General features: G+C 62.8%; 10 protein-coding genes. 4 read left to right on the forward strand and 6 right to left on the reverse strand.

The features are described from left to right. Positions 1–12: 12 nt before the first annotated feature. Positions 13–1,578 (forward strand): dienelactone hydrolase family protein, encoded by a 1,566-nt coding sequence (locus F455_RS0110330; protein WP_026293266.1) that lies wholly within the window; start codon positions 13–15, stop codon positions 1,576–1,578. A 386-nt stretch (positions 1,579–1,964) separates the two neighbouring features. Then, on the forward strand, positions 1,965–2,579 hold the full coding sequence (locus F455_RS0110335) for an OmpW/AlkL family protein (protein WP_018973210.1): 615 nt from the start codon (positions 1,965–1,967) through the stop codon (positions 2,577–2,579). A 61-nt stretch (positions 2,580–2,640) separates the two neighbouring features. Here F455_RS0110335 and F455_RS0110340 read toward each other — a convergent pair whose 3' ends face one another. Beyond that, entirely contained in the window at positions 2,641–4,707 is a 2,067-nt protein-coding gene (locus F455_RS0110340) for a M13 family metallopeptidase (protein ID WP_018973211.1), read from the reverse strand. Positions 4,708–4,820: 113 nt separating this feature from the next. Then, positions 4,821–6,818 (reverse strand): SDR family oxidoreductase, encoded by a 1,998-nt coding sequence (locus tag F455_RS0110345; protein WP_018973212.1) that lies wholly within the window; start codon positions 6,816–6,818, stop codon positions 4,821–4,823. 208 nt (positions 6,819–7,026) lie between these two features. Here F455_RS0110345 and F455_RS0110350 point away from each other — a divergent pair, with 208 nt between their 5' ends. Both F455_RS0110350 and F455_RS0110355 read left to right on the forward strand, forming a co-directional pair. Then, positions 7,027–7,284 carry an acyl-CoA-binding protein gene (locus F455_RS0110350; RefSeq protein ID WP_018973213.1) on the forward strand — a complete coding sequence of 86 codons (258 nt, stop codon included), beginning with the start codon at positions 7,027–7,029 and terminating at the stop codon, positions 7,282–7,284. Positions 7,285–7,300: 16 nt separating this feature from the next. After that, positions 7,301–7,945, forward strand: a complete 645-nt coding sequence (locus F455_RS0110355) for a TetR/AcrR family transcriptional regulator (protein ID WP_018973214.1) — start codon at positions 7,301–7,303, stop codon at positions 7,943–7,945. 366 nt (positions 7,946–8,311) lie between these two features. Here the strand turns inward: F455_RS0110355 and F455_RS0110360 are convergent, their stop codons facing one another. The 4 genes from F455_RS0110360 to smc form a co-directional block, all read right to left on the reverse strand. Then, entirely contained in the window at positions 8,312–8,707 is a 396-nt protein-coding gene (locus F455_RS0110360) for a phasin family protein (protein ID WP_018973215.1), read from the reverse strand. A 172-nt stretch (positions 8,708–8,879) separates the two neighbouring features. Then, entirely contained in the window at positions 8,880–9,410 is a 531-nt protein-coding gene (locus tag F455_RS0110365; RefSeq protein WP_211212310.1) for a hypothetical protein, read from the reverse strand. A gap of 25 nt (positions 9,411–9,435) precedes the next feature. Beyond that, positions 9,436–10,200 (reverse strand): cell division protein ZipA, encoded by a 765-nt coding sequence (zipA, locus tag F455_RS0110370; RefSeq protein ID WP_018973217.1) that lies wholly within the window; start codon positions 10,198–10,200, stop codon positions 9,436–9,438. Positions 10,201–10,266: 66 nt separating this feature from the next. Further along, entirely contained in the window at positions 10,267–13,767 is a 3,501-nt protein-coding gene (smc, locus tag F455_RS0110375) for a chromosome segregation protein SMC (protein WP_018973218.1), read from the reverse strand. Between the last annotated feature and the right edge of the window lie 21 nt (positions 13,768–13,788).

A 13,788-nucleotide genomic window follows, 5' to 3' on the forward strand; every position in this document is an offset into this window, starting at 1 on the left:
AGGAGCGACATGATGCGATCGCTGTTCGTGGCGGCATGCCTGACTCTCGTGTTCGCATTCTGGACAATGCCGGCCGGAGCGGCTTCCGGCTTTTCTTTCAGCGAATCGCCCGGCGAATTCGGCGTCGGGTTCAAAGTGGTCCAGCAATACGATTATGCACGAACCTATCTTGGCAGGTACGATCGTTTCACCGGTGAACCGATCAAGGGGCAGCGCGCGCGTCCTGTGCAGACATTGCTCTGGTATCCCGCGCACAAAGCGGGAACCGCAATGCGCTTTGCCGATTATCTGGCCCTGATCGGCAGCGAAGACGATTTCGAGCGCACAACCGAACAGCGGGCTACGGTGGTCGCCAATACGATGCGGTGGCTGGTACCGCCGAAGATGGCTCCCGCGCAGGTCGACGAGGAAAAAGCAAAAGCAATGTGGGCGACCAACAACGCGCCGGCGCTGGAGCAACGTTTTCCTGTCGTGATCTATGCTCCAAGCTTCAATGCTTCGGCTTTCGAGAATGCCGACCTTTGCGAATACCTGGCGAGCCACGGCTACATCGTCATCGCCAGCCCATCGCTGGGCGCACATGGACGCGAGATGACCGACGATCTCGAAGGCATCGAAGCGCAGGTCGGCGACATCGAATTCCTAGTCGGCTATGCGCAGAAGCTGCCCGACGCCGACGCATCGCGCATTGCCGTGGCCGGCTACAGCTGGGGCGGCGTTTCCAATGTATTCGCGGCGGCGAAGGACGATCGCATCACCGCGTTGGTCGGCCTCGATGGCGGCATCCGCTACGTCGGAAAGCTCATCGCGGAAGCGAAATACGTAACACCCCAGCATCTGGTCGCGCCCTACCTGTACCTGGAATCTCCGCCGCCGACACAAAAGGAAATCGACGAACGCAAGATGGATGTTTCCGACGATCTGCCAGCGCGCATGAAATACGCCGATGTCGAAGAGGTAACGTTTCTTCCGTTCCAGCACTACCACTTCGCTTCGGAACATCTGCGTTTTCTCGACACGAACGACCGCGTCGTATTTCCGGGAACCTATTCCTTGGAACAAATATCGCGAACCTACAACTGGATGGCTCGCTACGTGCTGAAATTTCTCGACGCTCGCTTGAAAGGAGATGCGCAGGCACAGGAATTCGTGAGAAATCGTCCTGCGGGCGAGATGAAAAAACTCGTCGAGATCAAGACGAGACCGACCGCTGGCGTGCCGCCCACGCGCGAGGCGATGGCCGCCGAACTCGGCAAGCGCGGATTTGCCAATGCCGCGACCGTCTTTGAGGAGATGAAGAAGAAGGACGACGGCTTCGCCCTCCGGCCCGAGGAACTCGCGACCTGGATCGACACACTGGAGGAACAGCATCGCAACAAGGATGCCGTCGAGATCGGCAAATTGTTCTGCAGGTTGTATCCGGCCACGCCCGGTGCCTATGTCTGGCTCGCCGATGCGCAACTCGCCAATGGCGAAAAATCCGCCGCGATCGAAGGCTACGAGAAAGCGCACCGACTTGATCCGTCCAATCAGGGCGTCGCAAAAGCATTGAAAAAATTGCAATCCGAAGCTCAGTAGACGCGATCCATCGGCAGAAAACCTCCCCACCCAGCACCAATGGCATTTGCCGGCCGTGCAGGTATTTCCTCCCACAACAATTATTTTTCCGTTTTGTGACAGGCGCCAGCCTTTACCTTGTGCGTACGCGCTGAAGGTGTGATCCATAGCTCGATAGCCCAGCGGTCACGCATGCTAACGTGACTGTACATTTGTACACATTTGCACTTGTTGCATCCGGGTGGCCTCGCGTCTGCAGCGGTCAGGCAGCGCGATCTGGCTTGGGGAAGTGTGCGTCATTTTTGCTGGGCACATCCTCCAGCCCGACTCGTGGAGCGGGTGCGGTTGTTCGCCGTCCGCGTCGCAGGGGCACCGCGGCATCGGGCATTCCAATCAGGGGGAATGTCATGAAGCAAAGCCAGGCAGTACTGGTTCTGATCTTGTGCGGCATCGCTTCGCCTGCGCTCGCGCAGGATGCGGGCGCGTGGCAGGTCAAGGTGGGCGCGCACGTCGTGTCGCCGGATTCCGACAACGGCACGCTCGCCGGCGGCACACTGAAAACCAAGGTCGGCGACGACGCGAAGCCCACGATCACGCTGGAGTACTTCTTCACGCGCAACTGGGGCGTCGAGGCGCTCGCCGCGCTACCGTTCGAACACGAGGTCAAATTGAATGGCGTCAAAGCCGCTGACGTCAAGCATCTGCCGCCGACCTTCAGCGTGCAATACCATTTCACGCCCGACGGCGAGGTATCGCCGTTCGTCGGCGTCGGCCTCAATTACACACGCTTCTTCGGCATCAAGGAAAAAGGTCCGCTTGCCGGCACCCAGCTCGACCTCGACGACTCGTGGGGCATTGCCGCGCATTTCGGCATCGACTGGCGCGTTTCCGGCAACTGGTCGCTGACTCTGGATGGACGCTGGATCAGCATCGAGACCACCGCCCACGTCAACGGCGCCGACGTGGGCAAAGTGAAGATCAACCCCTGGGTCTGGGGCGCCGCGGTCGGCTACCGGTTTTAGCGATCGCTGAGCCGGTTGGAAAGCGGCCGGGACACGAAATGCAGATCCCGGCCGCCATGCCTCACCATACTTGCACGCGCTGCTTCGGCGCGAGATAGAGCTTCTGCCCTTCTTTTACTTCGAATGCCGGATACCACGCGTCGAGATTGCGCACCGTATCGCCGCGATACATCGCGAGAGCGTGGCCGTCGGTGACGATGGCATTGCGCATCGCCGCCTCGCGCATCTTGGTACGCCAGGCCTGGGCGAAGGCGAGGAAGAAGCGCTGGTCGCCGCTCAAGTCCTGCAGCTTCGGTGCCGGTTTGCCGCCCAACGACAATATGTACGCATCGTGCGCAGCCGACAGGCCAGCCACGTCGGCGATGTTCTCGCTCAGCGTCTGCTTGCCGTTCTCCGCAAGATCGGGGAACGGTTTGTAGCCGTTGAACTGCTCGACGAGGCGCGCGCCTGCTTCCTCGAAATGCTTGGCATCGTCGGGCGTCCACCAGTTGACGAGGCGGCCCTGGGCGTCGAACTGGCTGCCCTGGTCATCGAAACTGTGACTGATCTCGTGACCGATCACCGCGCCGATCGCGCCAAAGTTGACCGCCGCGTCGGCTTGCGCGTCGAAGAACGGCGGCTGCAGGATTGCCGCGGGAAAATTCAGCGCGTTGGCGAGCGGCAGATTGACCGCGTTGATCGTCTGCGGCGTCATCACCCATTCGCCGCGGTCGGGCGCCTTGCCGAGCTTGGCCAGCGCTTGCTTGTAGTCGAATTGCTGCGCGCGCTGCGCATTGCCGTAGGCATCTCCGCGCACGATATTGAGCGTGGAGTAGTCGCGCCACTTGTCCGGATAGCCGACGCCGACCTTGAGCGTGGCAAGCTTGGCCAGTGCCTTCTCTCTGGTCTGCGGCGACATCCATGCGAGTTTTTCGATGCGCGCGTGATAAGCCTTGATCAAATCGCCGACCATCGCCTCGATCTTGGCCTTAGCCTCGGGCGGGAAATATTTTTCGACGTAGAGCTTGCCGACGACTTCGCCGAGCGAGCCGTTGGTCGCGGCCACCGCGCGTTTCCAGCGGTCGCGGATCTTCGGCGTGCCGCTGATCGCCGTGCCGTAGAACGCAAAGTTCTCGTCGACGAACGCTTTCGGAAGAATAGGCGAATTGCGATCGATCAGACGCAGCGCTAGGTAGCCCTTCCACACATCGACCGACTCACTGCCGACCAGCGCCGAGATGCCCGCGATCGCGCCGGGCTGCCAGACGTAAAAATCGCTCTGCGTTTCCAGGCCCGCGCTCTTGAAGTACGCGCTCCAGTCGAGGCCCGGCGCCTTGTTCGCGAAGTCGGCGCGCTTCCACGGATTGTTCGCCTTGTGCACGTCCTCGGAATCGACGCGCGGGCCGTGCGCCTTCGCAATCTTCATCTCGAGCGCGAAGATGCGTTCGGCCTTCGCCTCGGCATCGGCGATCCGGGCGAGCTTCAGCAGCGCCGCGACGTGGGCGCGGTACTTCGTGCGCAACTCGGCCATCTTCGGCGAGTCGGAGACGTAGTAGTCGCGGTCGGGCATGCCGAGGCCGCCCTGCAGCAGGTACGGCACGTTGCGGTTCGGATCGTCGAGCGCCTGTGTGATCCAGGCGCCGAAAATGTTGTCGGTGTAGAAATTCGTCGCGTTGAGCGCGTCGACATCGGCACGCAGGGTCGTGCCGAGATAACTCGCGAGCGCGGCTTTGTCCTTGATCGCGGCGATGCGGTCGAGGTCGGGCTTGAGCGGCGCGAGGCCCTTGGCCTCGATGCCGGTCTCGTCCATGTAGCTGGCGTAGAAGTCGCCGACCTTCTGCGCGTCGGTGCCGTCGGCCGCCTTGGTCGCTGCCGCGCCTTCGATCAGCTCGCGCACGCGCTGGTTGTTGAGTTCGGATAGCACGCCCCACGCGCCCCAGCTCGAACGGTCGGCAGGAATCTCGTTCGTCTTGATCCAGGCGCCATTGGCATAGTCGAAGAAGTCATCGCCGGGCTTGACCGAGCGGTCGATGCCGGCCAGATCCACGCCATGCGTAGCGCCGGCTTCCTTGGCATAAGGCGAAGCGGCGAGTACGACGCCGATGGCTGCGGCGACGGCCGCGAAAACGCGGGAATGTGAGATACGCATGGTGATTCCTCGAAGGTATAAATCAAAACTGTATGCGCCGCTTGTCGGGCCGACATGGGCGAATAGTCACGGGAGGCACTCGCGCAGCGAATGCCTCCGCTGAAACGAGAGCCTTACCAGTGCACTCCGCGCATGATCGACGCGAACGCGACCTGTTCGCTGGTCGGCTGCTGTTGCTCGAGTTCCGCCCTGCCCTTCATGCCTTTCGCCGCCGCCGAATCGGGGAACATGCGGAACGCAGTGTTCATGATCACTTCGTACAGGCGCGGCGCGACCGCGTAGAGCAACTGCGCGAAGATGCCGGTACGCGTTGCGATGCGCACGGGGCGCTTGATGATCGCCTCGGCGATGAGGTCGGCCGCCTCGTCCGGCGACAGCGTCGGCACCGAGTCGTACATCTTGGTCGGCGCGATCATCGGCGTCTTCACCAGCGGCATGTTGATCGTGGTGAAGTTGATGCCATTGTCCGAGAACTCCGCCTGCGCACAGCGCGAGAATGCATCGAGCGCGGCCTTCGAGGCGACATAGGCCGAGAAGCGCGGTGCGTTGGTCAGCACGCCGATCGAGGAGATGTTGATGACGTGGCCGCGGTGACGCTCGGTCATGCCGGGCAGAAAACCCATGATCAAGCGCAGCGAGCCGAAGTAATTGAGCTGCATCGTGCGCTCGAAGTCGTGGAAGCGATCGTAGCTCGAGGCGATCGCGCGGCGAATCGAGCGTCCGGCATTGTTGACGAGGATATCGACGCCACCGTGCTCCTTGACGATCGTTGCGACGAGATCGTCGGCCGATTTCATCTCGGCGAGGTCGGCGACATAGGTGTGGCAGACGCCGCCTGCCGCTTCAATCTCTTTCTTCGCCTCGGCAAGTTCGTCGGCACCACGCGCGCAGATCAGCACCTTGCCGCCCGCGCCGGCGATCTTCAGCGCCGCGGCCTTGCCGATGCCTGAGGAGCCGCCCGTGATCAACACGCGACGGCCCTTGACCTTGCCGCTGAGCGAATGGTCGACGAACAGATCGGGGTCGAGGTGGCGCTCCCAGTAGTCCCACAGACGCCACGCGTAAGTGTCGAGCTTCGGCAGCTTGATCTTCGAGCCGCGCAGCGCGCGTTCGGTCTCACGCGAATCGAAGCGTGTCGGGTAATTGATCAACTTCAGCGCTTCGGCCGGAATGCCGAGGTCGCGCAGCACGGCGTTGACGAAGCGCTTTACCGGCGGCAGGCTCGCGAGCCCTTGCTTCACCACTGCGGGAATGAACCCGAACATGCGCGCGTCGAGGCGCATCGACATCTGCGGCGCATGCCCCGCGTGGGCGAAGATGTTGAGCACCTGGCCGATGCGCAGCGGCGCCGGGTCGGTCAGGTGGAACACGCCGCCGTCAAGGTCGGGCTTGTGCGCGATGTGGTCCATCGCATCGACCACGTAGTCGACCGGAACCATGTTGACGCGCCCGCCTTCGATGCCGAGCACGGGCATCCACGCCGGTAGCATTTGGCGCAACTTCTTCAGCGTGCGGAAGAAATAATATGGCCCGTCGATCTTGTCGATCTCGCCGGTCTGCGAATGGCCGAGCACGATCGCGGGGCGATAGATGCGATACGGGCGCGTGCATTCCTTGCGCACGATCGCCTCGGATTCATGCTTGGTCTTGAAGTACGGATTCGCTTCGACGTCCTCGGCCTCGTCGAACATGTCCTCGCGGAACACGCCGGGATACATACCGGCAACCGCGATCGAACTGGCGTGATGAAAGCATCCGACCTTGATCTCGTCGGCGAGTTGCACGGCGTGGTGCGTGCCCTCGACGTTGGCCTTGTACTGGCTATCGGCATCGGCGGCGAGGTCGTAGATCGCGGCGAGATGGAAGAAATGCTTGACCTTGCCCGCGAGCGCCTTGCGCTGCGCCGGGGCCAGGCCGAGGTGTGGTTTGGCGAGGTCGCCCGGCACTGCGACGAGGCGTTTCCCGTCGTCGCCGAGGCGCTCGCGCAGCGCTTCGAACTTGTTCATCGACCCCTTGCGCACGAGGCAATGGATCGTGCCCTTGCGCGCGAGCAGTTTTTCCACGAGATGACGGCCGATGAACCCGGTTGCGCCGGTGACGAAATAAGTCATGTTCTACCCCGTTTGTTGTCCCTGAGAACTTGCCGCCGAAGTACCGCGATCGGCAGCCCGCGATGCCGGCAAACAAGTTTGCCCGAGTATTGCAACGACGCCTACAGAATGCTTGCTGCGTTGCATCGCGATGCCGTTTGAATCCGCTTCGCGTTGACCATGCGGTGAACGGGTGCGTAGAATTCCGCGGAGCCATCCGGGGAACGACATGTCCGATCTGAAAGCGAAATTCGAAAAAGCCGGCGAAGACGTCAAGCTGCTCAAGGAACGGCCGGACAACGATACCCTGCTCAAGCTCTATGCGCTCTACAAGCAAGGCTCCGAGGGCGACGTCTCGGGCCCGAAGCCCGGTTTCTTCGATTTCGTCGGCACAGCCAAGTACGAAGCCTGGGCCAAGCTCAAGGGCACCAAGGCCGACGAAGCGCAACAGAAATACGTCGATCTGGTGAAGAAACTCGGCGGCTGAACGCCGCGCGGCGCAGATGGCGCGGCAAACGAAGGATCGCATCCTCGAGGTCAGCCTCGCGATGTTCAATGCGCAGGGCGAGCCGAACGTCACCACGAATCATATTGCCGACGAACTTGAAATCAGCCCGGGCAATCTCTACTACCACTACCGCAACAAGGAAAACATCGTCGAGCACATCTTCGCGCGCTACGAGGCGCGCATGGATCAGGCCCTGCTCGTGCCCGACGACCGCCTGCCGACACTCGAGGATGTGTGGCTGCAGCTGCACATGGTTTTCGAGTGCATGTGGGACTACCGCTTCCTCTATCGCGACCTTGTCGACATCCTCTCGCGCAACCGCAAGCTGCGCTCCCACTTCGCGCGCATCCTCGCCCGCGCTGGAGCAAGCACGCGCGACGTGCTCACCGGCCTTGCCCAGGCCGGTATCGTGCGCGCCACCGCGGACGAGATCCGGGCGACCTCCGAGAACGTACTGTTGGTGACGACGTTCTGGCTCAACTTCAATGCCGTACGCGGCAGCGGCGACGTGCACAAGACCGCGCCGAGTCAGGAAGACCTGACCCATGGCATCTACCAGGTGATGTTGCTGATCGCGCCGTTTTTGCGCGATGCGGAGCGTGTGCATCTCAATACGCTGGCGCAGGCGTATCGGCGCTGACGCGCGCCGCTTCCGCACTTGCTGGTCATTTCAGCGCAAGCTGCTTGCTTTACTCTGATTCTTTCTGACCGCGTCCCTTCGCCTTTCCGCACGCATCCCGCGCGCGGGTCACTTTTCTTTGCTTGCACAAAGAAAAGTAACCAAAAGAAATGCACCCCGGATGCCGCGCCCTCCGCGCTTCGCGCTCCGGGTACGCGAGGTCATGCCGGGGTTCGTTGACTGAACTTCCCTGTCCAGACAACGAACTCGGCGCGATCCATCGCGCCGACCCTGCGGGCGCTTCCGTCATGCCCTCACCGCAGCAAACGGGGACCCGAAGATCAATAGCGCAAAGCCAAATGCGCTGATACTTTCGATACAACCGCTCTACTTCGCGGCCTTGAGCTTGCGCGTCAGCGTGGCGACCTGGCGGCTCAGGTCTTCGATCTCGCGCTTGGTCGGAATGCCGAAGCGGTTGAGCGCGCGGCCGACGCGGTTTTCGACGACCTTCGCGTAAGTATCGAACTGCTTCTCGACGCGCAATAGGATCGGGCTGAAGACGCCGGTTGCCTGCGCCTGCGCGTCGGCAACGGCCTCGCGTGCGAACTGCGTGCCGCGCGCGGTGAATCCCTGACCTTCCTCGACGAAACGGCCGAACCATTGCCCGCCGTGCTTGCGCGTCAACGAAAAAGCACCGAGGCCAGCGAGCCATGCGCGGCGCAGTTGCTCCGCAGGCGTATTCGCGAACTCGATCTTGACGTTCTTGGTCTTCTTGCCAGCCATGCGCTTGCCTCGTCTTGTCGGTAATGGAAGTGGAAGGAAAGCTAGCGACCAGGGCTAGAACATTCACACTAACTCGCGGCGTTGGAATGAGCCCTCGGCCGCTCAATGCCGCGGCAGTCGCAGGTCGGGCTGCGAAGCCCTGCTTGCGTGCATACGGAGGATTACGAAATGGTCAGGACTCGACTATTGAATAGACTGCGAACACCCGCAATAGACCAGGCTCCCCCTCTTTGAACTTGCCGGTTTCGATAGCCGCGACCGCATCTTCAAAGGTTGGGAAAAGACAATGCTCATTTACTCGCACCGTACCAGCGAGATTGTTGCACGATAACGGTGAGCACTCCGGACTGGTGTGAGCATAGAAATTGACTACGTCATACCCCTCTATGTTCTTCGCGACCGGGGTAGCGACTTCAGTTTGAAACGCTGCTTCGGGCGAGAATGATGACCAACGACCGGAACCTTGATCGTATTCTTGTTCGTATACTTCGTAGTAGAACAACTTCGCCCCTTCAAGCGAGGCACCCACCGTCTCTGCGACCTCGGCGATCACCTCAGGCGAGTCAAATAGCCAGTAGCCGTTGTGTTTCCAGCAGTTACTGTAGTCTGCGAAATCATCAGAGATGCAGTTGCTGACCGAGTAGATATCGTGCACATCAGTCACGGCGAGCCACTCCGGACGACTTGCTATGCGCTTCGACATATAACCAGCCGGAACCATTTAGGTCCTACCGCAGCTTGATTTGATTGCTCTCGTACTTGCGATCGTAAGCGCGCAATTCATCGCGGATATGCGCAATGCGCTGGCGGCCGAGGACGCTGCGCTCCTCGTCGAGGACGTTGGCGCCGAGCAGTTCGGCCATGCGCTGCGCGGTCGGCAGCAGCGCATCCCAGCCGTCGAGCGCGGGCAGCGGGCCCGGGAGGGCCATGAAGAAGGTGACGCCCGGGGTCTGCAGGCTGTCGATCCCGCGCATGTCAAAGAAGCCCGGCTTGACCATGTTGGCCATGCTGAAGATCGGCCCCGCTTCGGGGCGACCGGCGACGAGGCGGTGGAAGATGTTCTTGTCGCCGAACAGCAAGCCCGCTTTCTCGGCGGCGACGATCAAGCTGGCGCCGTGGATCGTTTCGCCAGGACGCGCGGCGACGTGCAAGGTGACGATGCGATCGACCGGCTGTCCTTCCGGGCGCACGCCCGGGAGCGGGCCTTTACGCGCGGGCGGCACCGGCGTGGGCGCGCCGACGCGGCCGCCCGAGATCGCCGCGCCCAGCTTGTCGAGTTCGCTCTGGATACCAACTTCGAGTTCGCCCTGGGCGGGCACGGCATCGGGATCGGGCATCTCGCCGAGCGACGGCTCGACGCGTTCGCCGTCCACGCTCTGCCCGAGCTTGCGCCTGCCCTGCCCGGGCTTGCGCGGGCGGCCGAAGAAGTAGATCAGCGCGAGCACGGCAACGCCCGCGATAACGAGGATGATGCGTAGTTGGGTTGGGTCCATTCCGGCAACTCCGATCGAGTATGTGTCCAAACCTGTTCTCAAAGCGCAGTAGCTTTGAGGACAGGTTTACGCGGCGCCTGCCAGCTTCGCCGCCTCGGCCAAGTCTACTTGAACCAGGCGCGACACGCCCGGCTCACGCATGGTCACACCGCAGAGCTGTTCGGCTACTTCCATCGTCGCCTTGTTGTGGGTGACGAACAGGAACTGCACGTTCTCGCTCATCTCTTTCACGAGGTTCGAGAAGCGGCCGACGTTGGCCTCGTCGAGTGGCGCGTCGACCTCGTCGAGCAGGCAGAACGGCGCCGGGTTGAGGCGGAAGATCGAGAACACGAGTGCAACCGCGCTCATCGCCTTCTCACCACCCGAGAGCAGCGAAATGCTGGTCACGCGCTTGCCGGGCGGCCGCGCCATGATCGCCACGCCCGCGTCGAGCACGTTGTCGCCGGTCAGTTCGAGATAGGCCTGGCCGCCACCGAACAGGCGCGGAAACAGCTCCTGCAGGCCGGTGTTGACGCGATCGAAAGTTTCCTTGAAACGCGCGCGCGTCTCGGTGTCGATTTTCTTGATCGCGGATTCGAGTGTTTCCAGCGCGGTGTTCAGATCGGTGAGCTGCGAGTCGAGATAGGTCTTGCGCTGCGATTGTTCCTCGTACTCCGAAATCGCGGCGAGGTTGACCGGTTCGAGGCGTTTGATCTTGCCGTCGAGTTCGGTGATGTCGCGCTGCCATTCCTCGTGGTCGGCGCCCTGCGGCAGCGACTCGATCAGCGTGGCGAATTCGTGGCCGGCGGCAACGATCGCATCCTGCAACTGCTGCGCGCGCATCTTGAGGCCGTGCTCGGCGAGGCGCTTTTCCGACAGCGCTTCGCGCGCCTGTTGCAGCAGGTGTTCGATGCGGTGGCGCTCCTGCTCGTGGCCGCGAAATTCATGATCGCGCGTTTCCAACACGCGGCGCGCTTCGACGAGCTGCTTGTCGATCAGCAGACGCTGATCGAGATAGATCTGGCGCTCCGATTCGAGGTCGGCGAGCGGCGTCTGCCCCGATTCGAGCTGTTGCGCAATCTCGGCTTTGCGCGATTCGAGCTGGGCGAGCTGGCCGCTCATGCGCAGCAACGCCTGTTCGAGCGCGGCCACGTTAGTCCGCTTGGATTCGATGTCGAGCGCTAGCCGATGTGTCTGCTCCGATGCCTCGCGTGCATTCATGCGCGCTTCCTCGCGCGCTTCGAGCAGGCGCCGGCGTTCGCTGTCGAGATGCTGGCGATGCTGCTCCTGATCGCCCATGCGCGAGACGGCTTCCTCGAGTCTTGCGCGTGCCTCGCGCGTGGCAGTGTCGTCCGTGGCGAACTTGGTTTCGAGTTCGGCGATTTCGCCGTCGACGCGCGCGATGCGCGCCTGTGCGGTTTCGAGCTTGCCGCGATGGCTTTGCAAGGCGCCGGCTAGCTCGGCCATGCGCCGATGCGCGACGTAGAGCTCCCGCTGCGCATCGTCACGCGTGCGCTCGGCGTCGGCGCGCTGCGACTTGATTTCGTCGAAGCGCGCGTTGAGCGTCGCGATGCGCTCCTCGGACGCGGCCAGTTCGTCTTTGAGCGCGTGGATTTCCTTTTCGCGCGCGATCACGCCCGCCTGCGCATCGCCACGCCGGCGCACGCGCGCGAAACCCGCGCCGAGCCATTCGCCGGCCGGCGTGATGACGGATTCATGCGGCGCGAGGCTGGCGGCGCGCACACGCGCGGCGTCGATCGAATCTGCGGTGTAGATGCTGTCGAGGATATGCAGCGCAGCGACCGGCCCGCGCGCGTGAGCGGCGAGTGTTCCTTCACGTGCGGCTCCAGCCTGCTGCGCCGAAACCAGCGCGATATCGGCCTTACTCGCCTGCGCGAGTTCGCCGAGGAAATCGAACGGCGCATCGACGAGCACCCCATCGAACAGGCCCGAGAGCACCGTTTCGACCGCGGTTTCCCAGCCCGCTTCCACGTCGAGCGCTTCGCCGAGGCGCGGCGCTTTGTCGAGGCCGAGACGTTCGAGCCATTCATGCGCCGGCGACTTCTCCTGGCCCAGTGCAGCATGTTGCAGGGCCTCGAGCGATGCGAGACGGCCGCGCATGGTTTGCAGCGAAGTGCGGCCTTCGCTGAGCCAGGCACTGGCCTGGTGTTCTTCGCCTGCGAGTTCCTCGTGCTTGGCCTTGCGCTCGTCGAGCATCGCGGTGAAGGTTTCGACCTTCTCCCTGTGCTCGTCGTGGTCGGCGGCGAGTTGCTCTGCGGCCGCACTCAGCGCGGCGAAGTCGGCGGCCTGCTTTTCCGCGCGCAACGCTTCGAGGCGGCGGCCGAGTTCCATCGACTGGCGGTCGAGATAGTCGAGGCGCGTGCGCTCGACTTCGGCAGCCTGGCCCGAATCGGCGCTGGCCTTGGAGTGCTCATCCCACTGCGATTGCCATTCGGCGAGCGCGGCTTCGGCGGCGTGCTGCGCCTCGGCGGTCTGTTCGGCGGCTTCGCGCAACGCTTCGAGCTTGGGCTCGCCGTCGAGCAGCGAGGTGCGCAGCGTTTCGATCTGCTCGCGGTCGGCGGCGATGTGCTCGCCGAGTTCGGCGTAGGCGTTTTCAGTCTCGACGCGCGCGCGCTCGAGACGCTCGCCGAGCTCCTTGTTGTGCTGGATCTGTTGCTCGACGCGCGCGATGTCGCCGCCGACGCGATAGACCTCGGCCTGCACGCTGTTCAAGTGATCGGTCGCACCCTGGTGCGTCTCGCGCAACGTTTCAAGCTGCGCCTCGACTCCGCGCTGGTCGGCGACGAGTTTCTCGATGCCGATCTCGGCTTCGCGCAGCGCGTCGCCGTGGCCTTCGAGCTCGGTTGCGATCGCGCGGTAGTGCAGACCGCGCAGTTCGGCTTCCTTCTTCGCCTGCTCGGTCTTCAGTTCCTGCCAGCGCGCGGCCGCCTTGGCCTGGCGGTTGAGGTGTTCGAGCTGCTTGTCGACTTCCTCGCGTACGTCGTTCAGGCGTTCGAGGTTCTCGCGCGTGGCCTTGATGCGGCTTTCGGTTTCCTTGCGCCGTTCCTTGTACTTGGAGATGCCGGCGGCTTCCTCGAGATGCCCGCGCAGTTCATCCGGATGCGCCGAGATGATCTCCGAGATCATGCCCTGTTCGATGATCGAGTAGCTGCGCGCGCCGAGGCCGGTGCCGAGGAACAGGTCGGTGATGTCGCGACGGCGGCAGCGCGCGCCGTTGAGGAAATACTGCGACTGGCCGTCGCGGCTGGCCACGCGCTTGACCGAGATTTCGTTGTACTTGGCGTACTCGCCGACGACGAGGCCGTCGGAGTTGTCGAAGATCAGTTCCACCTGCGCCGTGCCGACCGGCTTGCGTCCGCCGGAGCCCGAAAAGATCACGTCGCTCAGCGCGTCGCCGCGCAGGCGGCTCGCCGCGCTCTCGCCCATGACCCAGCGGATCGCGTCGATGATGTTCGATTTGCCGCAGCCGTTCGGACCGACGATGCCGGTCATGTTGGTGGGCAGGTGCAGGACAGTCGGATCGACGAAAGACTTGAATCCGGAGAGCTTGATCGTAGTAAGCCGCACTAGTTTCCATTCCGTTCGGGG

Origin of the sequence: Rudaea cellulosilytica DSM 22992 (assembly GCF_000378125.1) — a bacterium.
Lineage (GTDB): Bacteria > Pseudomonadota > Gammaproteobacteria > Xanthomonadales > Rhodanobacteraceae > Rudaea > Rudaea cellulosilytica.